Below are 24,111 nucleotides of genomic sequence, written 5' to 3'. Positions count from 1 at the left end.
TTGGTCCCTCGCCAAGCTTCTGTCATGAGGCTCTAGGTACCGATTAAGATGGTGGGATGGATGAATTTTCAAGGCAAATTGCATTTTTAGAGCAGCATTCTACGTATGCGCGACGCTGGCTCAATGCTCGACCCGAGTGGATTGACTGGTTAAGGTCTTATGGGCAGACAAAGGTCGATTTGCGCGGTATCCAAGATCTGCTGAAAACTGGTGGCATTTCTCGGCAGGGGCTTGCGCTAGATGAGGCGCAATTTATGGCCAATTTAAGAATTGCTAGACAGCGCTTAATGATTTGGATTGCGTTCAGAGACCTTAATGGAATGGCGAGTCTGGGTGAGGTTACCCAGGGTTTAAGTCATTTTGCCGAGTTGGCTGTGGCGGATTCTGTTGCCTTTATTCGCGAAGACTTAAAAAACCGATTTGGGCTTCCATGGAGCAAGCAAAACAACATGGAGATGCCGCTGCTGGTTGTGGGTATGGGCAAGTTGGGCGGTCTCGAACTCAACCTTTCATCTGATATTGACCTGATTTTTTTGTATGAGCATGAGGGCGAAACGGTGGGTGGGCCAAAAAGCCTTTCCAACCATGAATGGTTTTCCCGCATGGGCAAAAGTTTAATTAGATTTTTGTCTGAGCACGATGAAAATGGTTTTGTCTTTCGGGTGGATATGCGGCTTCGTCCCAATGGGGATTCTGGCCCATTGGTATGCAGCTTGGAAATGCTCGAAGAGTATCTCCTGGTTCAAGGTAGGGAGTGGGAGCGCTACGCCTGGATTAAAGGGCGCTTGATTGCGCCCTTAACTGGATCTCCGGGTCACGTCTATTGTGCAAAAGAATTAGATCAGTTGATCCGCCCATTTGTGTTTAGGCGCCACCTGGATTATGGCGTGATTGCTTCTATACGCGATTTGCATGCACAGATTCAGCGTGAGGCGGATAAGAGATCATCTGGGCATGAGGGCCGCTCGCGGGATATTAAGCTTGGTCGTGGGGGTATTCGAGAAATTGAATTTCTAGCACAAATGTTTCAATTGATGCGAGGTGGTACCGATCCGCGCTTTAGAGTCAGACCTACTTTAGAAGTTCTTGATCTCATCAAGCAGCAAGGCATCTTAGCCACAGAAGAAGTGGGCGCTCTAGAAGCGGCATATGTTTTTTTAAGGCGCTTAGAACATCGCATTCAAGTTTGGGATGATCAACAGACCCATTACCTTCCTGATGACGAGGCAGCTCGAGCGCGTTTGGCATTATCAATGGGAGAAGGTCTTGGTGAAGATGGCAAATCTTTCATGGCCGAGTTAGATCGTCATCAAAATAATGTTACCCGCCTCTTTGAAAAGGCTTTTTTGCTTGACGATAGCACTAGGCTAGAACTCGCCCCTTTAGATTTAAGTTGGGAGCCGGATGAGCAATATTTTCCACAAACTCTTGTGCGATGGCAGGGATGGGTTGATAGCCCCAAGCAAAGACAGCTTCCCGAGAAGAGTCGACTTGTCTTTGATAATTTAATGCGTAAGGCTGCAGAAAGTATGCAGTTTGGTAGTGGCGATCAAACCCTGCTTCGTTTTTTTGATTTGCTTGAGGCGGTCGTAAGACGGAGTGCATATCTGTCAATTTTGGCCGAATATCCTAGGGCGCTGTTGAATGTGTTGGATTTGCTTAAAGCATCGCAATGGGGCGCTCAGTACCTCACGCGGCACCCCCATTTACTGGATCACTTGCTCAACTCTGGAACAGAGAAAGCTTTAATCGATCAGCCAGAAAAATATTGGCAAGAAGTAAAAGCGAATTTAAATATGCGTCTCGATGATGTCATGGCTGATGGCGATGGTTCAGAGCAGGCAATGGATATTTTGCGTGTGACTCACCACACTGAGACATTTATCACGCTTTTAGCGGATCTTGGCATCGGTGTTGGGGAGCCCCTTTCGGTCGAGAAGGTAAGCGATCATTTGTCGACATTGGCGGATCTAATACTGCAGATTACATTTGAACGTGTGTGGCCTGGTATTGCGCAGAAGTTTAATTTACCTAAAGATTTTGTTGCCCCATTTGCAATTATTTCCTATGGCAAATTGGGGGGCAAGGAGCTGGGTTATGCCTCGGATCTAGACTTGGTGTTTTTATATCAATCAGAGGAGTCAGACTATGCCGCCCAAGAAATCTATGCGCTTTTAGCAAAGCGAATGATCAATTGGTTGACTGCTTTTACATCTACTGGGAGTTTGTTTGAGATTGATACACGTCTTCGCCCCAATGGTTCAGCTGGCTTTTTAGTTACCAATATAGAGGCATTCAAAAAGTATCAATTGCGTGAAGGGGACAATACTGCCTGGGTATGGGAGCATCAAGCCTTAACCAGAGCACGGTTCTCCGCTGGTGATCCAGCCGTAGGTTTGAAGTTCGCTCTAGTGCGCTCGCAGGTATTGAGTCAGAAGCAAAATATTGATCAGCTCCGTAATGAAATTTTAGAGATGCGCCGCAAAGTTCATGCGGGCCACCCCAATCCAAGCGGTGAGTTCGACTTGAAGCATGACTCTGGTGGAATGGTGGATATTGAATTTATTGTGCAGTTCTTGGTGCTGGCTTACTCGCATCAATACCAGCAACTGATTGACAATCTTGGTAATATTGCTTTGCTCCGCATTGCGGGAGAGGTAGGTTTGATTAAGCAAAAAACTGCTGCCTCTGTTGGGGATGCTTATCGTCTCCTGAGGTCACGCCAGCATCGCTTGCGTTTAGATGGGGCTGAAAAAACGCGCATTAAGCTCGAAAAGGAATCTGAACTTAGTGCTGCTAGAACCGCTGTTATGGCGCTCTGGCTAGAAATTTTCCAAGCATCATCCGAGGCTTAAGCGGGGTTAGTTTTGCTCGAGTAACTCACGAGCATGGCGACGGGTGGTATCAGTGATTGTTGTGCCACCCAACATGCGTGCTACTTCCTCGACCCGCTCAACCCTGCCCAAGGGCTGTACTTGAGAAATTGTTTTGTCGCCTGTTTGTGATTTGCTGACTTTGAGGTGATAGTTTCCTTGCGCAGCAACCTGAGGCAAATGCGTGACGCATAGGATCTGATGGGATTCACCAAGCTGGTGTAATAGCTTGCCAACAGTTTCTGCAACTGCGCCGCCGATCCCCGCATCCACTTCATCAAAGATTAAGGTGGGTGTAAATGATGCTTTGCTGGTGATGACACTAATCGCTAGGCTGATACGTGCAAGCTCGCCACCGGACGCAACTTTAGCCAAAGAGCGCGGCGTACTACCTGCATGACCTGCAACCAAGAATTCGATTTGTTCTAAGCCGTGTGAGCCACCCTCGCTCAGTGGGGTCAAGGCTATTTCTAGTCGTCCGCCTGCCATGGATAGGTTCTGCATTGCATTGGTTACTAGTGTGCCTAGTTCAACTGCAGCCAGCCCACGTTTTTGTGAAAGTTGTTTTGCAAGTTTGAGATAAGCTGACTCCTCTTGCTTTACTTGTTCACGTAAGGCTTCAATATTTTGGGATGCGGTTAAGGCATCTAGGCGCTCAGTAGTCTCTAGGAGGAGTGCTGGCAGTGCATCTACCTCTACTCGATATTTGCGAGCGGTGCTGTGAAGTGCTTGCATGCGTTCTTCAACTTGTGCCAGCCTTGTCGGATCAAGATCTACTTTTTGCAAGTATCGATTAAGGCTATGAATGGCTTCATCCAATTGGATTTGTGCAGATTCAAGCGCTTGGCTAATATTGCTTAGCACTGGATCATGTTCGGCCAATGTGCTAATAGTTCCGCATACCTTGGAGAGGCTGGATTCAATGGAGTTATCAGCATCGCTTAAGACTTCAATGGCTTCTTGACAGCCGCCAATAATTTTGGCGCCATTAGCTAGTCGTGCGTGCTCACCCTGAATACTTGCCCACTCACCCTCTTGAGGTGAAAGCTCAGTGAGCTCTTCGAGTTGCCACTCTAGGCGTTCACGTTCACGTTCAATATCTTGCCCTGCATTTTCTGCTTGCTCTAGGCGACGACGAGAATCATTGAGGGTTTTAAAAGATTGCCCTACCTCGGCAGCGAGTGGTAATAAGCCGGCATGACGGTCTAGTAGTTCACGCTGTGCACCACCCTTTAGTAATAGTTGGTGCGCATGTTGCCCATGAATATCTACGAGTTGATCACCTGCCTCACGCAGTTGTACCAATGTGGCAACGCTGCCATTAATGAAAGCACGACTTCGACCATTGGCTTCTACTGTTCTTTTCAGTAAGAGGCTTTGACCATCATCTTCAATAGGAAAGCCTTGCTCATCTAGCCATTGACCAAAAGATTGCAAGAGCTCGGGATTGATTCGGAAGAGGGCAGAGATTTCTGCGCGATTACTGCCTTCACGAATTTGACTGCTGTCGGCGCGCTCACCTAGAACAAGACTAAGCGCATCGAGAAGAATGGACTTGCCGGCGCCAGTTTCACCGGTGAGGACGGTAAACCCAGCCGAAAAGTCTAACTCAAGCTGATCAACAATGACAAAGTCACGAAGCGAGATAGTTTGAAGCATGTCTTAGGGTAGCCAAGAACTCGACATCAGAATGTCGATGGATATTCATTCCAATGCAGCTTCTCACGCAGAGTTTTGTAGTCACTGTGATTGCTGGGGTGTAAAAGGGCGATTGTTTTATCAGATTGACGTACTTCAACCATGTCGCCGCTCTGAAGGTTGGTTTGGGATTGCATGTCAAAATTTACAATCACCTCAAGTCCATTAACCACTTCAATGACGGTAACGCTATCTTGCGGCAAAACGATCGGCCTGTTAGAGAGTGAATGGGGTGCAATCGGTGCTAGCAAAATGCCTGCAACGTGGGGGTGCAAAATGGGGCCGCCAGCAGACAGGGCGTATGCAGTTGACCCAGTCGGAGTGGAAATTATTAAGCCATCGGATCGTTGGTTGTACATGAAGGAACCATTAACGCGTACAGCCAGTTCCACCATTCCAGAAATACCAGAGCGATTTACGACAACATCATTTAGCGCCAAGGCATGATTAATTTCTTTGCCATCACGAATTACGACAGCATTTAGCAAGGTTCTGGTATCGGCTTCATAGTCGCCGGCAATGATTTTGGGCAGGGTATCTTTTACAGACTGAATGGGAATGTCTGTCATGTAACCAAGACGACCCATATTGATTCCAACGAGTGGAACATTGCTGCCAGCTAATTGACGGGCAATGCCCAGCATTGTTCCATCACCCCCCAAGACAACTACCAGGTCAATTGCGCCTGCAAAATCATGGGCAGTTTTAGTGGGGTAGTTGTTTAAGCCAAGATTGGCGGCAGTGTCAGCCTCAATAAAAACCTCGCACCCTAAGCCTGAGACCAGTTTGGCAAGGTCTTTAAGGTGCTCCTCAATGCCATCGGCCTGAAATTTGCCGACAAGCGCCACCCGGCTAAATGCCTTCTTGGTGGAATTTGGGGATGGGCTTAACATATAACGATTAAACCATAGGCATAAAATCCCTTCCACCATGGATGAACGTTCCCGCGCTTTACTAAAAACCCTCATTGAGCGTTACATCGAGGAGGGCCAGCCCATTGGCTCTCGCACCCTATCTAGATTCTCGGGTTTAGACCTCTCTGCCGCCACTATCCGCAATGTCATGGCTGATTTAGAGGATATGGGGTTGGTAACTAGTCCGCATACCTCAGCAGGCCGAATTCCGACCCCTAGGGGCTACCGCTTGTTTGTAGACACAATGGTGACGGTTCGCCCTCTAGAAGAAATCGCTACTCGCGAGCTTGAAAAAGGCCTTTTGCCAGATTCTCCCCAGAGGGTTTTGAGTTCTGCGGCCCAGATTTTGTCGAACTTGAGTCATTTTGCAGGGGTTGTGATGACCCCCAAGCGGGCTCAGGTTTTTAAGCATATCGAGTTTTTGCGCTTAGGTGAAGGCAAGATCTTGTTGATTATGGTGACCCCAGAGGGGGATGTACAAAATCGAATTTTGCCAACAACTCAGGATTACACGCCAAGTCAATTAATAGAGGCTGGCAACTACATCAACGCCCAATTTGCGGGAAAAAGTTTTGATCAAGTGCGCCTGCATCTCAAAGCTGACTTGGATAATTTAAGGGCGGATATTTCTGGGTTGATGGCTTTAGCGCTTCAAAGTGGTGTTGCTGATTACGATATGGGTCGCGGCGATATGGTGCTCTCAGGTGAAAGGCGTTTACTGAATGTAGGCGACTTAAGTTCTAACCTGGATAAGCTGCGCAAGATGTTTGATATGTTGGAGCAAAAATCCGTCCTCATGCAATTGCTTGACGTGTCGAGTCATGCCGATGGCATCCAAATCTTCATTGGTGGCGAGAGCGATTTATTACCTTACGAGGACTTAGCGGTGATCAGTGCGCCTTATAGTGTAGACGGCCAGATTGTTGGCACTTTAGGTGTGATTGGTCCAACCCGCATGGCTTATGACAGGGTGATTCCTATAGTAGATATCACCTCCAAGTTATTGTCAGGCGCGTTGAGTTCCTAACAAGCAATTTCAAGCATTTATCAATACATCCATCAGAGACAAATTATCTTGAATCAGAATCCACACTTACGAGCAAGCAAGACTGCAGTTCTTCTATTGAACTTGGGCACGCCATCCGCACCAACTTCAAAAGCGGTGAGAGCATATTTAAAAGAATTTCTTTCCGATCCACGTGTAGTAGAAATTCCACGCATTATTTGGTGGTGCATTTTGAACGGCATTATTTTGCCGATTCGCAGTAGTGCATCAGCAAAAAAATATGCATCGATTTGGTTGCCACAATTGGGGTCGCCTTTGATGCACTACTCTCGTTTACAAGCGAAAGAGCTAGGTGAGAAGTTTGCGAATGAGGGTCACTCCGTCTTAGTTGATCTGGCAATGCGCTATGGCAAGCCTTCTACCCAGGAGGTCTTGAATAGTCTAAAGGCCCAGGGCATGGAGCGCTTGCTACTGCTGCCTTTATATCCGCAATATTCTGCAACCACTACGGCATCTAGTTTTGATGAAGTCTTTCGGGTGCTGGGTACTTGGAGGGATCAACCTGAGCTCCGTTTGGTTAAGCATTACCACGATAATCCTGCATACATTAACGCATTGCGTGATCAAGTGCTTAGTGCTTGGGACCAAAATGGCCGCCCTGAATTTGATCGAGGCGATCGTTTTGTGATGTCTTTCCATGGATTGCCTAAACGCAATTTAATGAAGGGCGACCCCTATCACTGTGAGTGCCTTAAAACAGGTCGCTTGCTTGGAGAGTCTTTGGGTTTAGAGCCGTGCCAATACATCGTTACATTCCAATCGCGTTTTGGCAAGGCCGAATGGTTAAAACCGTATACCGCTCCAACTATTGAGAAGTTAGCAAAAGAAGGTTGCCAGCGTCTTGACATTTTTTGCCCAGGGTTTCCGGCCGACTGTTTGGAGACCTTAGAGGAAATTGCGATGGAAGCTAAAGAAATATTTTTAGACCACGGTGGTAAGGATTACCGCTATATTCCTTGCTTGAATAGCAATTCCAAGTGGATTGATGCCCTAAGTGATATAGCCTATCAGCACTTACTAGGCTGGACCTTGGGGACTGAATCCAAAGCGGAGTTAACCCTACGAGCCGAGAGGGCTGAACTGGCTGAAAAGGCTAAGCCTTGAAATTGAATAGAATGCCCCAATATTCATTTGCACTAGCCTTACGTAAAACAAATACAGAAAAGTGAATGAGCATCCATGACACAAGAAAACACTAATCCAGAGCAAGAGAATCCAGCAGCGGATGCTCCAGCTGAAGCAGCTCCTGAAGTTGCTGCTGTCAAAACTCCCGAGCAAGAGATTGCGGAGCTTAATCAAAAAATTGGCGAGTTAGAAGATAACTTCTTAAGAGCCAAAGCGGAAGGTGAGAATATTCGTCGTCGTGCAGTTGAAGATATTGCCAAGGCGCATAAGTTTGCGATTGAAAGTTTTGCCGAGCACTTAGTGCCAGTTACTGATAGCCTGTATGCAGCATTGAGTACTGATGCCGGCGATGCTAAGGCTTTTAAAGAAGGATTAGAAATCACGCTCAAGCAGCTCTTATCTGCGTTTGATAAAGGCCGAATGACTGAAATTAACCCTGCGGTCGGCGATAAGTTCGACCCCCATCATCACCAAGCAATTGCCTCGGTCCCCTCTGAGCAAGACGCCAATACTGTGGTTTCAGTCCTTCAAAGGGGCTATACCGTAGCTGATCGGGTGCTTAGACCTGCTTTGGTGACGGTTAGCGCCCCTAAATAAACCCAATCAGTAGGGCTAAAAGCCTTATAAAAGCATAAAAAAGGCAGATTTCTGCCTTTTTTGCTGTTTCTACCCTTGAATTCGACTTTTTAGCCCCCATTTACTCAATATTGGAATATTTGCGGTAGTTCTGGGAATTGCCGCTTACACATTAGAAGTACAACAAAGTAACTTAATTTTTTGGAGCAATTATGGGAAAGATTATCGGAATCGACTTGGGAACCACTAACTCGTGCGTTTCAGTCGTTGAAAACAATGCACCTAAGGTTGTCGAGAATGCAGAAGGCGGTCGCACAACTCCATCCATCATCGCTTACGTTGAAGATGGTGAGGTATTGGTTGGTGCACCAGCTAAGCGTCAGTCAGTAACCAATCCTAAAAACACAATCTATGCGGTGAAGCGTTTGATGGGTCGTAAATTCACCGATCCTGAGGTGCAAAAAGATATTGGTCTAATGCCTTACGCAATTGTCCAGGCAGAGAACGGCGATGCTTGGGTTTCAGCACGCGATAAGAAAATGGCGCCACAGCAAGTTTCTGCAGAAATCTTGCGCAAGATGAAAAAAACTGCTGAAGATTATTTGGGTGAAGAGGTAACGGAAGCGGTGATTACTGTTCCCGCCTACTTTAATGATAGCCAACGCCAAGCAACTAAAGATGCTGGTCGTATTGCTGGCCTAGATGTGAAACGCATTATTAATGAGCCAACTGCTGCTGCATTAGCATTTGGCTTGGACAAGCAAGACAAAGTAGATCGCAAGATCGCTGTGTATGACTTGGGTGGCGGTACATTCGACGTATCCATCATTGAGATTGCTAACGTTGATGGTGAAAAGCAATTTGAAGTGCTCTCAACTAACGGTGATACATTCTTGGGTGGTGAAGACTTTGACCAGCGCATTATTGACTGGATCATTGCTGAGTTCAAGAAAGAGCAAGGCGTTGATTTGAGTAAAGATGTCTTGGCATTGCAACGTCTAAAAGACGCTGCCGAAAAAGCCAAGATCGAATTGTCATCTGCGCAACAAACTGAAATTAATTTGCCTTACGTGACAGCTGACGCTAGTGGCCCTAAGCATTTGAACTTGAAGTTGACCCGAGCCAAGTTGGAGTCTTTGGTTGAAGAGTTGATCAATCGTACGGCTGGTCCTTGCTTAACTGCCATTAAAGATGCTGGTGTAAACGTGGCGGATATCGATGACGTGATCTTGGTCGGCGGTCAAACTCGTATGCCGGCTGTTCAAGATAAAGTTAAAGAGATCTTTGGCAAAGAACCACGTAAAGACGTAAACCCAGATGAGGCAGTTGCTGTTGGTGCTGCGATTCAAGGCTCTGTATTGTCTGGCGATCGTAAAGACGTATTGCTCTTGGACGTTACTCCATTGTCATTGGGTATCGAAACTCTTGGCGGCGTAATGACCAAGATGATTCCAAAGAACACAACGATCCCTACCAAGCATTCACAGGTTTACTCCACAGCGGAAGATAATCAGCCTGCTGTAACCATCAAATGCTTCCAAGGTGAGCGCGAGATGGCTGCTGCAAATAAATTGCTCGGTGAATTCAACCTCGAAGGTATCGCACCAGCCCAACGCGGTATGCCACAAATTGAAGTGACTTTTGATATTGATGCTAACGGCATTTTGCATGTAACAGCAAAAGACAAGACTACTGGCAAAGAGAACAAGATCACTATTAAGGCGAACTCTGGTTTGACTGAAGAAGAAATTCAACGCATGGTGAAAGATGCTGAAGCCAATGCTGCTGAAGATAAGAAAGCATTAGAGTTGGTAACGGCTCGCAATACTGCTGATGCCTTGGCTCACTCTACTAAGAAGGCTTTAGAAGAGCATGGTGCCAGCTTAGAAGCGTCTGAAAAAGAAGTCATTGAAGTGGCCCTCAAAGAACTAGATGAAGCAATCAAGGGCAGCGATAAAGAAGCCATTGAAACGAAGACCGAAGCTTTGGGTAAGGCAAGTCAGAAACTTGGTGAAAAGGTCATGGCTGCTGAGCAGGCTAAAGCTGGTGCAGCTGCAGGCGCAGCCCCTGGTGGTGCAGCTCCTGGCGCTGCGCCAGATGCTGACGTAGTGGATGCTGACTTTAAAGAGGTTGATGACAAGAAGTAATCAAGTCATTGGATATCTATTAACGTAGTTTTGATGTGCTTAAACAACAAGTCGGCCTCGTGCCGACTTGTGTCATTCAGGTTGTTGAGAGGAATAGGCCGTGCCTAAAAGTAAACGCGATTTTTATGAAGTGCTTGGTGTAGCAAAAGGTGCTAATGACGAAGAGCTCAAAAAGGCTTATCGCAAACTGGCAATGAAGTATCACCCCGATCGCAATCCCGATAGTAAAACGGCTGAAGCGCAATTTAAAGAAGCTAAAGAAGCTTACGAAACACTCTCCGACCCCAATAAACGTGCCGCTTATGACCAGTATGGGCACGCGGGCGTTGATCCCTCAATGGGTGGCGGTGGTTTCGGCGGCGGCGGTTTCGGTGGCGGCGGATTTGCTGATGCCTTTGGGGATATTTTTGGCGATATCTTTGGTCAAGGTGGTGGGCGCCATGCTGGTCCGCAGGTTTATAAGGGTTCCGATCTGCGCTACAACATGGATATCACTCTCGAGCAAGCGGCCGAGGGATACACCACACAGATTCGTATACCCAGCTGGAGCAATTGCAAGCCATGTCATGGTACTGGCGCAGAGCCTGGTACAAAAGCAGAAAAATGTTCTACCTGTGATGGCCATGGTCAAGTGCGTGTCCAGCAGGGTTTCTTCTCTATGCAGCAGACATGTCCAAAGTGCCGCGGTACTGGTGAGTACATTCCCAAGCCTTGTAAAACCTGTCATGGCACAGGCAAGCACAAAGAGCAAAAAACCCTGGAGATTAAAATTCCAGCAGGCATTGATGATGGCATGCGCGTGCGCTCAGTTGGTAATGGTGAGCCCGGTATTAACGGCGGCCCATCAGGCGATCTCTACGTAGAAGTTCGTGTAAAGCCGCATCCAGTATTTGAGCGTGACGGCAGCGACTTGCATGTACAAATGCCGATTTCATTTGCAACGGCAACCATTGGCGGTGAAATCGAGGTTCCAACCTTATCAGGTCGCGTGGAATTTCCGATTCCAGAGGGCACTCAAACAGGTAAGACTTTCCGTTTGCGTAATAAAGGCATTAAAGGACTACGTTCAGCTTTGGTGGGCGATCTCTTTGTGCATGTTTTAGTTGAGACGCCAGTCAAGTTAACTGATGAGCAGAAAAAACTACTTCAAAAGTTTGATGAAAGCCTCAAATCCGGTGGCGATAAACATAACCCACAGCAAAAAGGCTGGTTTGAAGGTGTTAAGAGCTTCTTTAATTAGAGGCTAATTAGCCAGCAAAACCGTGCTCGAGTCCGGGGAATTTTCCGGACTTCACGTCGCGCACGTAAGCTTTAATCGCTGCCTCAACTGACTGGTGACCATCCATAAAGTTTTTAACAAACTTGGGTGGTTTTCCTGGACTGATACCCAACATATCTTGTAAGACCAAGACCTGGCCGGAGCAATCTGGTCCTGCACCAATTCCGATGGTTGGGATATGAAGTTCGGCAGTAATCTTTTCTCCGAGTGACGAAGGAATTGCTTCAAGCACGACCATCTGCGCACCGGCTTCCTGGCAAGCTAGCGCTTGTTCAAGCATATGACTTGCAGCATCTTTAGATTTGCCTTGTACCTTATAGCCACCCAAAAGATGGACTGATTGTGGAAGCAAGCCAAGGTGTGCGCAAACAGGAACGCTGCGTTCAACCAGATATTGAATGATGTCTACTTGCCAGTCCCCGCCCTCAAGTTTGACCATGTCGGCACCAGCGCGCATCAGCTCTGCTGCAGAATCTAGTGCTTGGGCTGGATCGCCGTAACTTGCAAATGGAAGGTCTGCTATTAGGAATGCATGGGTATTGACGCGCGCCACACATTCAGTGTGATAGGCCATTTGCTCAATAGTCACTGGCGTGGTGCTGGAGTGACCTTGAATGACGTTGCCCAATGAGTCACCAATTAAAATAGTCTCGACTCCGCAGCGATTGAGTAGCGCAGACATAGTCGAGTCATATGCGGTGAGCATAGTAATTTTCTCTCGCTCAGCATGCATAGCGAGGAGTTTGGTAATGGTGATTGGCTTATCGCCTTGTAAGTAACCCATGGCGAGAGTTTAATGAATTAATGCGCCGATTGGCTATAAACGTCTTTTTCCCCACAATTGCAGTTCCTGCAGGGTAGTTTTTCAATTCTTTGGTGGGCAACTTGGGGTAAATAGGCCTTGAGTTCGCCGAGATCTGGCAAAAAGAAATTAGGTGCGATTTCCAGAAGAGGGAGGAGGACAAACGAACGCTCAATCATTCTTGGGTGAGGCAAAATCAGCGCAGTATCGTTTTGGGTAACACCTTCAAAAGACAGGATATCGAGATCAAGTGTACGAGGCGCATTGGAGTAGGGGCGCTCTCTGCCAAACTCTTGTTCAATCGCTTGACAGACATACAGCAGTCCATAGGGTGTAAGTTCGGTTTCAATTTCGATTACAGCATTGATATAGTCGCCACCGCTTGCTTCTACGGGCGCACTTTGATAAAAACAGCTTTTGGCAAGAATTTGTAATTCAGCACGCAGCGCAAGGCAAACAATTGCGTCAGTAATGAGCTGCCGTGTGTCGCCGATATTGCCACCAAATCCAATAAATGCTCGTGCCATACGATTCCAAACTTGAGATAAAACTACTTTACTGAAATTTCTCTAAGTTTGCTTAGCTTGCTTCAGGTTCGGGAGTTGAGGCAGATTTAGGTTTTCGGCGCCGCCGCCGTTTAGTTGGAGAGCTCACGCTGTTCCCCGGGTCACTTTTGGCGCTAGCCATCAAGGCTTCTTGCCCTGCTGGATCGGAGGCAATGAAATTGGTCCACCATTCGCCAATAGCAGGGTTTTGCTCACCAGTTGCGCAGCGCAGGAGCATGAAGTCATAGCCAGCCCTAAAGCGTGGGGATTCAATGAGGCGGTAGGGATAGCGGCCAACCCGTTTTTCAAAGCGGGGCTGCATTGACCAGATCTCGCGCATATCACTCTCAAAGCGCCGTTGAATCGTCATACCGCTACTTTGAGTGGCAATCGTATCATCCATGGCATCGTGTAGCGCAGGGATATTGGATATACCTTTGGCAATATTGGCTTTCCAGTTTTTCAGCAGATCAGGCCAAAGTAAGGTGGCAAAGAGGAATCCAGCAGAAACACTTTTTCCGGACTGAATTCGTTCGTCGGTATTGGCTAATGCTAATTTAACGAAATTATTTGCACCCTTAGAATCTTCGCCACTATCCAGAATGTGATCAAGTAATGGCAATAAACCATGATGAAGACCTGCATCTCTCAAGCCCTGAATCGCAGCCCAAGAATAGCCAGACATGAGTAACTTGAGGATTTCATCAAAAAGTCTAGCCGATGGAACATCCTGCAAAAGATTGCTTAGCTTAGCAATGGGCTCGCGGGTAGCAGCGTCTAAAGTAAATTCGGTCTTTGCAGCAAAACGTATGGCTCTCAACATACGAATGGGATCTTCGCGATAGCGTTTTGCTGGGTCACCGATCATACGCAAAGTTTTCTTTTGCATATCTGCCATGCCGCCGTGATAGTCGAGCACTGTTTCGCTAGACGGATCGTAATACATAGCGTTGATAGTGAAGTCTCTTCTTGCAGCATCTTCGCCTTGTGAGCCCCAGACGTTATCGCGCAATATGCGACCGCTTTCGGCAACATGGTCACCAGCGTTATCCAACAAGGCTCTGAAGGTGGAAACTTCAATGATTTCAGGGTGACCTTTGCCAAAGAAAGTTACGTGCACAATCTGAAAGCGACGGCCAATTAGGCGCGCCTTGCGAAACAGTCTTTGGACTTGGTCTGGGGTGGCGTTAGTAGCAACGTCAAAATCTTTTGGGCCAATGCCTAAAACGAGATCGCGTACTGCCCCGCCAACAATGAAGGCTTCAAAGCCGGCTTGCTGAAGGGTGTGCGTTACTTTGACAGCATTTTTTGAGAGTAAATGGGGATCAATGCGGTGTGCTTTTTTAGAAATGCGTTTTGGCGCCCCACTTTTGTTGGCTTGCGTATGCTTTGCCATGGGGTCGCGACGCAGGATGCGTTTGATGAACTTAGTAATCATGTAAACAGTTCAAGAATAGGCCAATGACGTTTGCTAGCTTCTTGGCGCAAGCGATCATCTGGATTTGTGGCAATAGGATTGCTGACCTCTTCTAATAAAGGAAGGTCATTTATCGAGTCGGAATAGAAATAACTCCGCGGCATCTGATCAAAAGAGAGTTTTTGCGCTGCCAGCCAGTCATGCAGATTTTGAATTTTGCCCTCGCGGAAATTCGGTATGCCCTTCACTTCGCCGGTGTAATTAGCGACAGGATTATTGTCGACGGTGGCGGGTTCAGTTGCAATCAGGTGTGCGATGCCAAAACTTTCCACAATCGGGCGTGTGACAAAGCTATTGGTTGCCGTGATGACACAGCAAAGATCACCGGCATCTTGATGGCGCTTTACTAGGTCAATCGCTTCTTGGCGTAGTTGACTATTAATGACTTCTTTCATGAAAGTATCGTGCCAATCTCTGAGTTGGGCACGCGAATGTTCTGAAAGAGGCTTTAAGGCGAAGCGTAAAAATTCATGAATATTGAGCTTGCCATCTTTATAGTCTTGATAGAAGCGCTCATTTTGTTTGGCGTAATACTCACTGTCGACCACGCCGATGCGCGCTAGAAATTGACCCCACTCATAATCGCTGTCGCAAGGTAGGAGGGTGTGATCTAAATCGAAGAGGGCTAGCTGGGTCACAAATTGAATATCAAGTAAATTATTTTGACTGTAAGAGCTCGCGAACGAGGGGCAAGGTTACGGCACGTTTTGTTTCTAATGAATACGCATCCAAAGCATCAATTAAGGCCATTAAATTGGGCATGTCCCGATAAAAGCGATTTAATAACCAAGGCAATACATCTGGGGACAAAACCAATCCTCGAGCCTTAGCTGCTTGCTCTAAAGCTTGTATTTTCTCACCATCATCCAAAAGTTGCGTTTGAAAGACCAAACCCCATCCAAGGCGGGTGCGCAGGTCTTCGCGTATTTCTAAATTGGCTGGAGCAGCCTTGCCGACCATAAAAATATGAATGTTCTTGCTGGCTTGAACGCCGTTGAGAATGCGAAATAAAGCGCCCATCAGGCGCTCGTCTAAGGCATCCACATCGTCAACGGTAATAACTGATGGCGTATCACTTTGTGCAAGAGAGCCCATTTTTTCTTCAACACGCACCCAGGAGATGGGCTCTCTCGGATTGAGAGAAAAAGATTGAATCTTCGCATTCTCTGCGGCGTTTGTCATGGCATCTAGTAAATGACTGCGCCCAGATCCTTCTGGGCCCCACCAATAAATCCAGCGATTGTTCAGTGGATTGCTAGATTGTGTATGAGCAAGATCTTGCCAAGATTCTGAAAGATTCTGTAATGCGGAAACTAAAGCCAGGTCTTTGCTAGGTAGATAGTTATCTAGACTAGCTTTGGGTATGTGGCTAAGGTCTAAAGCGAATTGTCTTGGAAGTGAGGGTGTATTCATTACTGCGAAATTATTTTTGATACCAAGAGCTTTGCGTATAAACAGACCAAAGGTATTGAACTAACACCAAGCTCACAGCACTAATCGGCAGCGCAAGTAGCACTCCGAAAAAGCCAAAGAGATTGCCAAAAAGTAGCAAGGCAAATAGCACTGCAACGGGGTGTAAGCCGATTCGTTCACCGATGAGTCGGGGTGTTAAGAAAAAGCCTTCAAGGAGTTGACCGATGCCAAATATCACTAAAACCCCAAGCAACTCAGTGCCAATGCCGAATTGTAGAATTGCGGAGAGGACTGCAAGACTTAAGCCGAGGGCAATACCAATATAGGGAATCACAATCATCAGGGCCGTGAATACACCTAAGGCCACAGAACCTTTGATGCCAATCAAGCTTAGACCAATGCTATAAAAAACAGACATGATGGAAATGACGATGACCATCCCGCGTAAATATTGTGAGAGCAAACCATCCGTGTGCATTGCTAAGTGATGAACGGTTTCTTGAGCGCGCAGCGGTACCATTTTTTTGACAAGTCCAAAGAAGTGATCCCAGTCGATGAGTAAATAGAACATGACAAAGATAATCAAAACAGAATTTACAAACCCAGCGATTACAGAGCTGCCAGACATGAGCACAGTTTCAAAAGTAGTGGTCATGAGAGCATCAGCATTGTCGCTAATATGATCTGAGATTTTTTGAGATGCGGTAGTTTTTAAGGTACCCCAATCGACATCAATATGGAATTCAGATAGCTTTGGACCTAACCATGCTTGAGTATTTTGAATCCAGCCGGGCAATTGGGTCTTAATCAAAGGCAACTCAGTTCTAAGAAGGCTAATAAATAGACTCAAAATTGCAATCAAGACTCCTAAGCCAAGGACTACAGTCAGTAGAGCCCCCAAAGAAGTTGGCACTCGTCGTCTCTCCAGCCATAGAAAGGCAGGCCTAAGGATGTAAGCCAGAATGAAAGCAGCCAGAAAAGGGGTAAAAATTTCAGCCATTACAAGTAATCCTCTAGAATTCAATGATTCTACTGACCAAGTGACATTTTTCACCAATATTCCGACTCTAATATGACTTCATCTACTAATTCCCCATCAAAAGGCCTTTCCTACCGTGATGCTGGCGTCGATATTGACGCTGGGGATGATTTGGTTGATCGCATCAAACCTTTAGCCAAGAAAACCATGCGGGAAGGCGTTTTGGCTGGAATTGGTGGCTTTGGAGCCCTTTTTGAGGTGCCCAAGCGTTACAAGGAGCCTGTTTTAGTTTCGGGTACTGATGGTGTGGGCACAAAGCTTCGCCTAGCATTTGAATGGAATCGCCACGACACCATTGGTCAGGATTTGGTGGCAATGAGTGTCAACGATATTTTGGTCCAAGGTGCAGAACCTCTTTTCTTTTTAGACTACTTTGCTTGCGGCAAACTTAGTGTGGATACTGCAGCAACTGTTGTTGGCGGTATTGCTGAAGGATGCGAACTCGCTGGCTGCGCCTTAATTGGTGGTGAAACTGCCGAGATGCCGGGCATGTATCCGCCGGGTGAATATGACCTAGCTGGATTTGCAGTTGGCGCGGTTGAAAAATCCAAAATTATTACTGGTAATACTATTGTTCCTGGCGATGTTGTGCTAGCAATTGGTTCAAGTGGTGCGCATTCCAATGGATATTCTTTGGTACGCAAAATTATCGAACGCGCAGGCGCAAAACCTACTGACGATTTAGGCGGTCAATTACTCGGCGATGTGGTGATGGCGCCAACCGAAATATATGTGAAGCCTCTCCTGAAGCTCATTTCTGAAATTGATGTGAAGGGTATGGCGCACATTACCGGTGGCGGTTTAGTAGATAACGTACCACGCGTTCTTCCAGAGAATACTCAAGCAGTCTTGCATCGTGATAGCTGGCAGATGCCTGAGCTCTTCCGTTGGTTGCAGATGAAGGGTGGCGTTGCAGATGCAGAGATGGTTCGCGTATTCAATTGCGGCATTGGCATGGTGGTCATTGTTTCTTCTAACCAAGCAGATGCTGCGATCAAGTCATTAACTGCTCAAGGCTTAAAGGCTTGGGCCGTTGGCGAGGTGCTTGAGCGTCCAAAGGGCGCGCCACAAACTATTGTTGTCTAGACAGCGCTTACTACAATCGCTTTTTATTTCTTTAAGTTACTTTTGCAGTAATCTAGAGCAGCCTTCAGATCTCCTGGGTTGAAGGGGTCAAAAGTATTTCTGCCTGCGATTGCTCTGAGCCAAGTAAGTTGGCGTTTCCCAAGCTGTCTCGTAGCTGCTAATGCTTTATAGCGCATTTGTTCAGCGTCAATTTCGCCATTCAAAAATTCCCAAGCTTGGCGATAACCTACGGAGCGAATAGCTGGTAGATCAGCGTGTAAATCTGGATTTTTTCGCAAAGCCCTGACTTCATCTAAAAACCCAGCAAGCAGCATTTCATCAAAACGTTTTTCTAAATTCTGATGGAGTCGTTTACGGTCACTGGGTTCAAGTGAAACCAACCGAATCCACTCTGGGATACTTGATCCTTCCCTGCCATCCTCGCTAGGAGCATCGGCAAGCAATACAGACATTGGCTTGCCAGTAATTTCAAATACCTCAAGTGCACGCTGCACGCGTTGTGAATCATTGGGCTTTAAGCGCGCTGCAGTTTCTGGATCCAGCCTGGCAAGCTTTGTATGCATCGCGGGCCAGCCAAGTACTTTACCTGCTTCATCAAGTCGTGCACGAATCTCTGGGTTAGCTGGCGGTAGCGAAGAGAGTCCGTATGCCCATGCCCGCCAATACAACATCGTCCCACCAACAATGACTGGAATATTTCCTCTGCAACGGATTTCTTCGCAGAGACGTTTTGCATCTTGCGCAAAGCGTGCGGCGGAATAGACTTCTGTGGGCTCAAGAATATCGATTAGATGATGAACGACCGCAGCTTGTTCTGCTTTCGTAGGTTTCGCGCTACCAATATCTAAACCACGATAGACCAATGCTGAATCCATGCTGATGAGTTCGATGGTTAAGCCGCTGGATTTGGCATGCTCGGCAAGTTGCATGGCGAGATGAGTTTTGCCTGCACCAGTTGGGCCAACGATACAAAGAACGGGCACAGCCTCTGGAGCATGCATAGGCTGAATGTAGGGTTCAGATTGCATGCCTGATTATAGGAGCCTGTTAATATCCGCATCAAGCCAATATTTGGAGTGCAAGTGAATGGATGCCCTTTTACAACTCAGTGATTTATTTCTGCATATCGATCGCCACTTAGATGTAGTGATCGCGCAATATGGCCCCTGGGCTTATGGGCTGCTATTTGCAATCGTATTTGCTGAAACCGGCTTAGTGGTTGCTCCATTCCTACCGGGCGATTCCCTCTTATTTATAGCAGGAGCTTATTGCGCTACTGAGCATTTCAATATCTGGACCTTATGTTTGGGTTTATTGGCTGCTGCAGTAGCGGGCAACACCGTGAATTACTTTATTGGACGCTGGATCGGCAAACGGGTTTTTAGCAGCCAGTCGCGCTGGATTGATCAGCGAGCCCTGTTAAAGACACATGCGTTTTATGAAAAGCATGGCGGCAAGACCATCATCTTAGCGCGCTTCCTGCCTATCATTCGCACCTTTGCACCCTTTATTGCAGGGGTATCAGAAATGAACTTTTCACGCTTTCAGTTTTTTAATATTACTGGCGCGGCATTATGGGTATTTGGTTTAGTCATTGCCGGATACTTCTTTGGCAATATTCCGATCATTCGCCAAAACCTCAATGTGATTGTTTTGATAGGCGTTGGTGCTGCAGCTATTCCAGTTGTCTTGGCTGCCCTTTACAAAATATTTCAGGGCAAAGAAAAGTAGGGTTAAACATCATCCCTGGATTTAAGCTGGGCTTTAATGAAACTTCGCTTGACTCTCCAGTGTGGCGATATGTTCACGAATATCGCTGGCATCTTCCGCCTCTGGCGATTCACTAAGGTAGTGATGCATATCCTCTAATGCAGGACGCAAATATTCTAGTTGGGCAAAGATTAGCCCGCGGTCACGAATCTCTTCAATGGAGTCTGGCAACAAAATGACTAAGCGCTCCTGAATTCCCAGTAAGCGCTCCCAGCGTTCGTGCTCCGAGTAAATCATTTTGAGGTTTCTCAGAAAGCGAGACAAGATTTCACGTGGGTTGGAGGCTCGCAAGAAGACGTTGAGTGGCAAACTCAATTCACCACGATAGCCCTTGGCATCTAAATAGGGATCTAGCATCTCTTGTAATTGATTTTTAGAGAGTGATTCTCCAGTGAGTGGATCCATGATCACTTCACCTTGCGCCAAGGAGATGCGCATCATGAAGTGGTTGGGAAATGAAACGCCACGAATTTTTAAGCCAATTTGATTTCCCAATTCCATCATGAGAATGGCCAATGAAATCGGAATGCCCCGGCGATTCTCAAGCACATAGTGCAAATACGAATTTTCGGGTGCGTAGAAATCATTTGGGTTAGGGCCAAATCCTAACTCGGTATAAAAGAAGTGCTTCAGAATTTGTAAGCGCTGAATTGGTGATGTGTCAGGAGTAATTCGTGACTTCAACTTATTACCCAGTTGATCGAGTTGATCGAGCACGCCTTGAACATCTAAATCTGGATATGCATGTTGCGCTACGGCGATTGCTGCCTCCGTTAATGGAAGATGTTCGTCCTCAGCAACTAAGGAGGTGAAATAGTCGAGTTGTTGTGTTGGCATAAGTCCTATTTTGCATGACGTAAGAATTTTTGCCAGCGAATTCCAACTAGACCTAGGGTTCCAAAGTAAACAAGGGCAGCAAGTGCTAACCATGCTGCCAGCAGACTAATGCGCGTCCAGGGTTCTGCTTGCAGCGCGATCCAGTTATGGGCTCCCGCGGCATAAAAAAGTACCGCAGAAAAGGGGATTAAGGCAAAAAATAGCTGCCCAAGGTATTTCGCCCACGCTGAGCTTGGTAGGGCACCACGCTGATGCAGACCTATCCAAAGGAGGGCGGCATTGAGGCAGGCGCCAGCGCCAACAGAAAGGGCGAGACCTGCATGCCCTAGCCAGGGTACAAAAACAAAGTTGGCTAGCTGAGTTGCAACCAGCACCAGCAAACCAATTTTTACGGGAGTGCGAATATCTTGGCGTGAATAAAAACCAGGCGCCAAAATTTTTACCAAAATCAATCCAATGAGGCCGACACCATAGGCTGCTAATGCACGTTGTGTCATCAAGACATCTAGCGCATTAAATTTTCCATAGTGGTAAAGCACTGCCGCTAAGGGCTCACCAAAAATAAAGAGTGCAATTGCGCAAGGTGCGGCTAATAAGAACGTGAGTTGTAATCCCCAGATGAGTAGTTCACCGGCGTGAACTAGGTCATTCTTAGCATTGGCTTTACTTAGGCTTGGAAGAAGAACGGTCCCTAAGGCGACGCCTAACAACGCTGTCGGAAACTCCATCAAGCGATCCGCGTAGGACAACCAGGACACGCTACCTGCTTGTAAGCGTGAAGCAATGTTGGTATTGATGATGAGGGAAATTTGGGCAACTGAGACTGCAAAGACTGCTGGCCCCATGAGTTTTAAAACTCGTCTTGCCTCGGGATTGGTGAGGGCAGATTTAATGGCGCCTGGAAACAAGCCAATGCGGGGCAAAAGACCCAAGCGAGATAGCGCCGGAATTTGAATGACTAATTGCAGGACCCCGCCCAAGAGCACTCCAAGACTGAGTGCATAGATTGGCTGTTCTAAATGCGGCGCAAGAAACAGCGCGCTTCCGATTAAAGCTAGGTTTAATAAAACGGGAGTAAAAGCTGGAATGGCAAAGCGCTGAAAAGTGTTGAGAATTCCGGCTGATAGTGAAACTAGGGAAATGAGGCCAATATAGGGAAACATAATGCGGGTCATGACGACGCTGGCTTCATATGCTGGGCCACCGCTAAACCCTGTAGCAATCACCAGGATCAGCAAGGGGGCGCCAATTACACCTAGGAATACCGTGAGTAGCAGCGCCCAAAATAAGAGGGTGGCGACAGCATTAACGAGGATTTGAGCCTGTTTTTGATCCCCATCCTTAGAGATTTCACCCAAAATTGGGACAAAAGCCTGCGAAAAGGCCCCTTCGGCGAATAATCGACGCAGTAAATTGGGTATCCTAAAAGCCACATTAAAGGCATCTGTCCACTCAGAAGCCCCGAAACTTCGAGCGATTAAGGTCTCCCGGAGCAGTCCAGTAATGCGGGACAGCATAGTGAGGGAGCTAACCTTGGCGGCGGCAGAAAGCAGGTTCATGAGCCGATTTTCACCTATTTATAGGTTGACTGGGCTTTTTTGCCCCTTTAAGGTAAAATCTTGGGTTTTGGCGAGCTTGCTTATGAATCTGGCAAGTCCGCAGGATTTTTAACTAATCGCATTTTGCAATTTATAGAGGCAAGGTTTAAAGATGGCCAATACAGCACAAGCGCGTAAGCGCGCACGCCAGGCAGTAAAACAGAACGAACACAACTCCAGTTTGCGTTCAAAGCTTCGCACTTCCATCAAGGCAGTTCGTAAAGCGATCGAAACTGGTGACAAAGCATCTGCAGCGAAAGTATTTGCAGCAACTCAAGCAACGATCGACAAGATCGCTGACAAAAAGATTGCTCACAAAAATACTGCAGCACGTCAGAAGTCACGTTTGTCTGCAGCTATCAAGGCGATGGCAGCGTAATACAGTATTTGTTTTAGGCTGGTCGAAGTAATTTCGACCTAAGCCCGCTCCTCATCAGAGCGGGTTTTTGTTTTTAGGACTGGGTTTGGGGTTTGGGTTCGAACTCGCATGCCTCTTCGATCGGTAGACCGTTGTCTTTGGCAAAGTTCGTAACAAAGTCCAACGCTCTTGGATCAAGATCGCCTAGTCTGGTATCAATAACAACGCATTTCACTGCAGCAATCACGACCGGAATGACATAGGGAGAATAAGTGAAGCGCGGGTCTCCAGAATCTCCTGGAGGGCGAAAGCTAGCCATTACCCCGCACAGACGCTCCGCCCAATCACTGGGTCGAAATGGTTTGCCAGAAGTGGTAATGCCTTGAATGAAAAGCTTTTTGTGGTTCAAGTTCGCGTAATGAGGGTGGTGGGATCAGTATTGGTAAGTCATCTAGCTTAACAGCCTGAGTTGGCCGTAAGATGACTTTAGGTTCTATTTTCGTGCAGTCGAATGGTTTAAGAAAAATGCAAGCCAAAACTTTAGTAGAAAGCTCAACTATGACATCTATGGCGAAGCCTCAAGTGCCTGGTCAGGTCAAGCACTACCTGCAGTTTGCTGACCTTACCCGTGAAGAATATGACTATTTGTTAAAAAGATCCGCATGGCTGAAGTCTAAGTTCAAGAGCTATGAGACTTGGCACCCACTTCACGACCGCACCTTGGCAATGATTTTTGAGAAGCATTCCACACGTACTCGCCTCTCTTTCGAGGCAGGCATCCATCAGCTTGGTGGGCATGCTGTATACCTAAATACCCGTGATACCCAGTTAGGCCGTGGTGAGCCTGTGGAGGACGCTGCACAGGTGATCTCTCGGATGACTGACATCATCATGATCCGCACTTTTGGCCAAGACATCATTGAGCGTTTTGCCGCCAATTCTAGGGTGCCAGTCATTAATGGGCTTACCAATGAATATCACCCCTGCCAAGTATTGGCCGATATCTTTACATTCGTAGAGGCTCGCGGTCCGATTCAAGGTAAAACGGTGGCATGGGTTGGCGATGCCAACAATATGGCCTACACCTGGATACAAGCCGCAGAATGCTTAGACTTTCAGATTCGTTTTTCGGCACCAGAGGGTTATCAGTTGGACGCCTCTCGTTTAACCCAGGCGGTCGCGAAGCACTTAACCATTTGTACTGATCCAAAAGATGCGTGCAAAGGCGCCGATTTGGTGACGACAGATGTTTGGACTAGCATGGGCTATGAAGCTGAAAATACTTCGCGTATGAATGCTTTCCAAGACTGGATGGTTGACGAAGAGTTAATGTCACTCGCTAAGCCTGACGCATTGTTTATGCATTGCTTGCCAGCCCATCGCGGAGAAGAAGTTTCTGCAGGGGTGATTGATGGCCCTCAAAGCATCGTGTGGGAAGAGGCAGAAAATCGTTTGCATGTTCAAAAGGCTTTAATGGAGTATTTACTCTGTGGCCGTTTGGACTAAGT

Annotated in this window: 22 protein-coding genes; 10 read left to right on the top strand and 12 right to left on the bottom strand. The window is 47.1% G+C overall.

What is annotated here, in order from left to right:
* The first annotated feature begins 56 nt into the window (after positions 1-56).
* Positions 57-2,855: a bifunctional [glutamate--ammonia ligase]-adenylyl-L-tyrosine phosphorylase/[glutamate--ammonia-ligase] adenylyltransferase gene (gene glnE / locus C2740_RS07745; protein WP_215292923.1), complete on the top strand. Its 2,799-nt coding sequence runs from the start codon at positions 57-59 to the stop codon at positions 2,853-2,855.
* Positions 2,856-2,861: 6 nt separating this feature from the next.
* Here the strand turns inward: glnE and recN are convergent, their stop codons facing one another.
* A complete protein-coding gene (recN, locus tag C2740_RS07740) occupies positions 2,862-4,532 on the bottom strand; it encodes a DNA repair protein RecN (protein WP_215292921.1) in 1,671 nt (556 codons plus the stop codon).
* Positions 4,533-4,558: 26 nt separating this feature from the next.
* On the bottom strand, positions 4,559-5,464 hold the full coding sequence (locus tag C2740_RS07735) for an NAD kinase (RefSeq protein WP_215292919.1): 906 nt from the start codon (positions 5,462-5,464) through the stop codon (positions 4,559-4,561).
* A 37-nt stretch (positions 5,465-5,501) separates the two neighbouring features.
* Between C2740_RS07735 and hrcA the strand changes: the two genes are divergently transcribed.
* The 5 genes from hrcA to dnaJ all read left to right on the top strand — a co-directional run bounded on the left by hrcA (position 5,502) and on the right by dnaJ (position 11,639).
* Complete coding sequence (hrcA, locus tag C2740_RS07730; protein ID WP_215292917.1) at positions 5,502-6,512, top strand: heat-inducible transcriptional repressor HrcA; 1,011 nt, start codon at positions 5,502-5,504, stop codon at positions 6,510-6,512.
* A 48-nt stretch (positions 6,513-6,560) separates the two neighbouring features.
* Positions 6,561-7,655: a ferrochelatase gene (hemH, locus tag C2740_RS07725; RefSeq protein WP_215292915.1), complete on the top strand. Its 1,095-nt coding sequence runs from the start codon at positions 6,561-6,563 to the stop codon at positions 7,653-7,655.
* Positions 7,656-7,730: 75 nt separating this feature from the next.
* Positions 7,731-8,273, top strand: coding sequence for a nucleotide exchange factor GrpE (gene grpE / locus C2740_RS07720; protein ID WP_215292913.1), 543 nt, complete (start codon positions 7,731-7,733; stop codon positions 8,271-8,273).
* A gap of 191 nt (positions 8,274-8,464) precedes the next feature.
* Positions 8,465-10,399, top strand: coding sequence for a molecular chaperone DnaK (dnaK, locus tag C2740_RS07715; protein ID WP_215292911.1), 1,935 nt, complete (start codon positions 8,465-8,467; stop codon positions 10,397-10,399).
* 100 nt (positions 10,400-10,499) lie between these two features.
* Positions 10,500-11,639, top strand: a complete 1,140-nt coding sequence (gene dnaJ / locus C2740_RS07710; protein WP_215292909.1) for a molecular chaperone DnaJ — start codon at positions 10,500-10,502, stop codon at positions 11,637-11,639.
* Between the two features lie 7 nt (positions 11,640-11,646).
* Here dnaJ and panB read toward each other — a convergent pair whose 3' ends face one another.
* The 6 genes from panB to C2740_RS07680 are packed head-to-tail and all read right to left on the bottom strand — an operon-like array spanning position 11,647 to position 16,915.
* On the bottom strand, positions 11,647-12,462 hold the full coding sequence (gene panB, locus C2740_RS07705; RefSeq protein WP_215292907.1) for a 3-methyl-2-oxobutanoate hydroxymethyltransferase: 816 nt from the start codon (positions 12,460-12,462) through the stop codon (positions 11,647-11,649).
* A 17-nt stretch (positions 12,463-12,479) separates the two neighbouring features.
* Positions 12,480-13,007: a 2-amino-4-hydroxy-6-hydroxymethyldihydropteridine diphosphokinase gene (folK, locus tag C2740_RS07700; protein ID WP_215292905.1), complete on the bottom strand. Its 528-nt coding sequence runs from the start codon at positions 13,005-13,007 to the stop codon at positions 12,480-12,482.
* Between the two features lie 52 nt (positions 13,008-13,059).
* Positions 13,060-14,463 carry a polynucleotide adenylyltransferase PcnB gene (pcnB, locus tag C2740_RS07695; RefSeq protein WP_215292903.1) on the bottom strand — a complete coding sequence of 468 codons (1,404 nt, stop codon included), beginning with the start codon at positions 14,461-14,463 and terminating at the stop codon, positions 13,060-13,062.
* Positions 14,460-15,140: an HAD family phosphatase gene (locus tag C2740_RS07690; RefSeq protein ID WP_215292901.1), complete on the bottom strand. Its 681-nt coding sequence runs from the start codon at positions 15,138-15,140 to the stop codon at positions 14,460-14,462. Before C2740_RS07690 ends, pcnB begins: the two co-directional genes overlap by 4 nt.
* Positions 15,141-15,159: 19 nt before the next feature.
* Entirely contained in the window at positions 15,160-15,915 is a 756-nt protein-coding gene (gene hda / locus C2740_RS07685; RefSeq protein ID WP_215292899.1) for a DnaA regulatory inactivator Hda, read from the bottom strand.
* A 10-nt stretch (positions 15,916-15,925) separates the two neighbouring features.
* Positions 15,926-16,915: an AI-2E family transporter gene (locus C2740_RS07680; RefSeq protein ID WP_215292897.1), complete on the bottom strand. Its 990-nt coding sequence runs from the start codon at positions 16,913-16,915 to the stop codon at positions 15,926-15,928.
* 72 nt (positions 16,916-16,987) lie between these two features.
* On the opposite strand from C2740_RS07680, the gene purM reads away from it, so the two are divergent.
* Positions 16,988-18,040 (top strand): phosphoribosylformylglycinamidine cyclo-ligase, encoded by a 1,053-nt coding sequence (gene purM, locus C2740_RS07675; RefSeq protein ID WP_215292895.1) that lies wholly within the window; start codon positions 16,988-16,990, stop codon positions 18,038-18,040.
* 23 nt (positions 18,041-18,063) lie between these two features.
* Here purM and miaA read toward each other — a convergent pair whose 3' ends face one another.
* Positions 18,064-19,068 carry a tRNA (adenosine(37)-N6)-dimethylallyltransferase MiaA gene (gene miaA / locus C2740_RS07670; RefSeq protein WP_215292893.1) on the bottom strand — a complete coding sequence of 335 codons (1,005 nt, stop codon included), beginning with the start codon at positions 19,066-19,068 and terminating at the stop codon, positions 18,064-18,066.
* A 58-nt stretch (positions 19,069-19,126) separates the two neighbouring features.
* Here miaA and C2740_RS07665 point away from each other — a divergent pair, with 58 nt between their 5' ends.
* A complete protein-coding gene (locus tag C2740_RS07665; protein ID WP_215292891.1) occupies positions 19,127-19,771 on the top strand; it encodes a VTT domain-containing protein in 645 nt (214 codons plus the stop codon).
* 33 nt (positions 19,772-19,804) lie between these two features.
* Here C2740_RS07665 and C2740_RS07660 read toward each other — a convergent pair whose 3' ends face one another.
* Both C2740_RS07660 and murJ read right to left on the bottom strand, forming a co-directional pair.
* On the bottom strand, positions 19,805-20,647 hold the full coding sequence (locus C2740_RS07660; protein WP_215292889.1) for a SirB1 family protein: 843 nt from the start codon (positions 20,645-20,647) through the stop codon (positions 19,805-19,807).
* A 5-nt stretch (positions 20,648-20,652) separates the two neighbouring features.
* The gene (gene murJ, locus C2740_RS07655) at positions 20,653-22,206 is read right to left on the bottom strand and encodes a murein biosynthesis integral membrane protein MurJ (protein ID WP_215292881.1); all 1,554 of its coding nucleotides are present in this window, start codon (positions 22,204-22,206) and stop codon (positions 20,653-20,655) included.
* A 151-nt stretch (positions 22,207-22,357) separates the two neighbouring features.
* Here murJ and rpsT point away from each other — a divergent pair, with 151 nt between their 5' ends.
* Positions 22,358-22,624: a 30S ribosomal protein S20 gene (gene rpsT, locus C2740_RS07650; RefSeq protein ID WP_071466054.1), complete on the top strand. Its 267-nt coding sequence runs from the start codon at positions 22,358-22,360 to the stop codon at positions 22,622-22,624.
* Between the two features lie 73 nt (positions 22,625-22,697).
* Here the strand turns inward: rpsT and C2740_RS07645 are convergent, their stop codons facing one another.
* A complete protein-coding gene (locus tag C2740_RS07645; RefSeq protein WP_215292879.1) occupies positions 22,698-23,012 on the bottom strand; it encodes a DUF3579 domain-containing protein in 315 nt (104 codons plus the stop codon).
* A gap of 158 nt (positions 23,013-23,170) precedes the next feature.
* Between C2740_RS07645 and argF the strand changes: the two genes are divergently transcribed.
* Entirely contained in the window at positions 23,171-24,109 is a 939-nt protein-coding gene (gene argF, locus C2740_RS07640; RefSeq protein WP_215292877.1) for an ornithine carbamoyltransferase, read from the top strand.
* The last annotated feature ends 2 nt before the right edge of the window (positions 24,110-24,111 follow it).

Origin of the sequence: Polynucleobacter sp. MG-5-Ahmo-C2, assembly GCF_018687735.1 — a bacterium.
Classification (GTDB): Bacteria; Pseudomonadota; Gammaproteobacteria; order Burkholderiales; family Burkholderiaceae; genus Polynucleobacter.
Note: the sequence above shows the minus strand (reverse complement) of the source record. Positions and strands in the feature narration are given on the sequence as shown.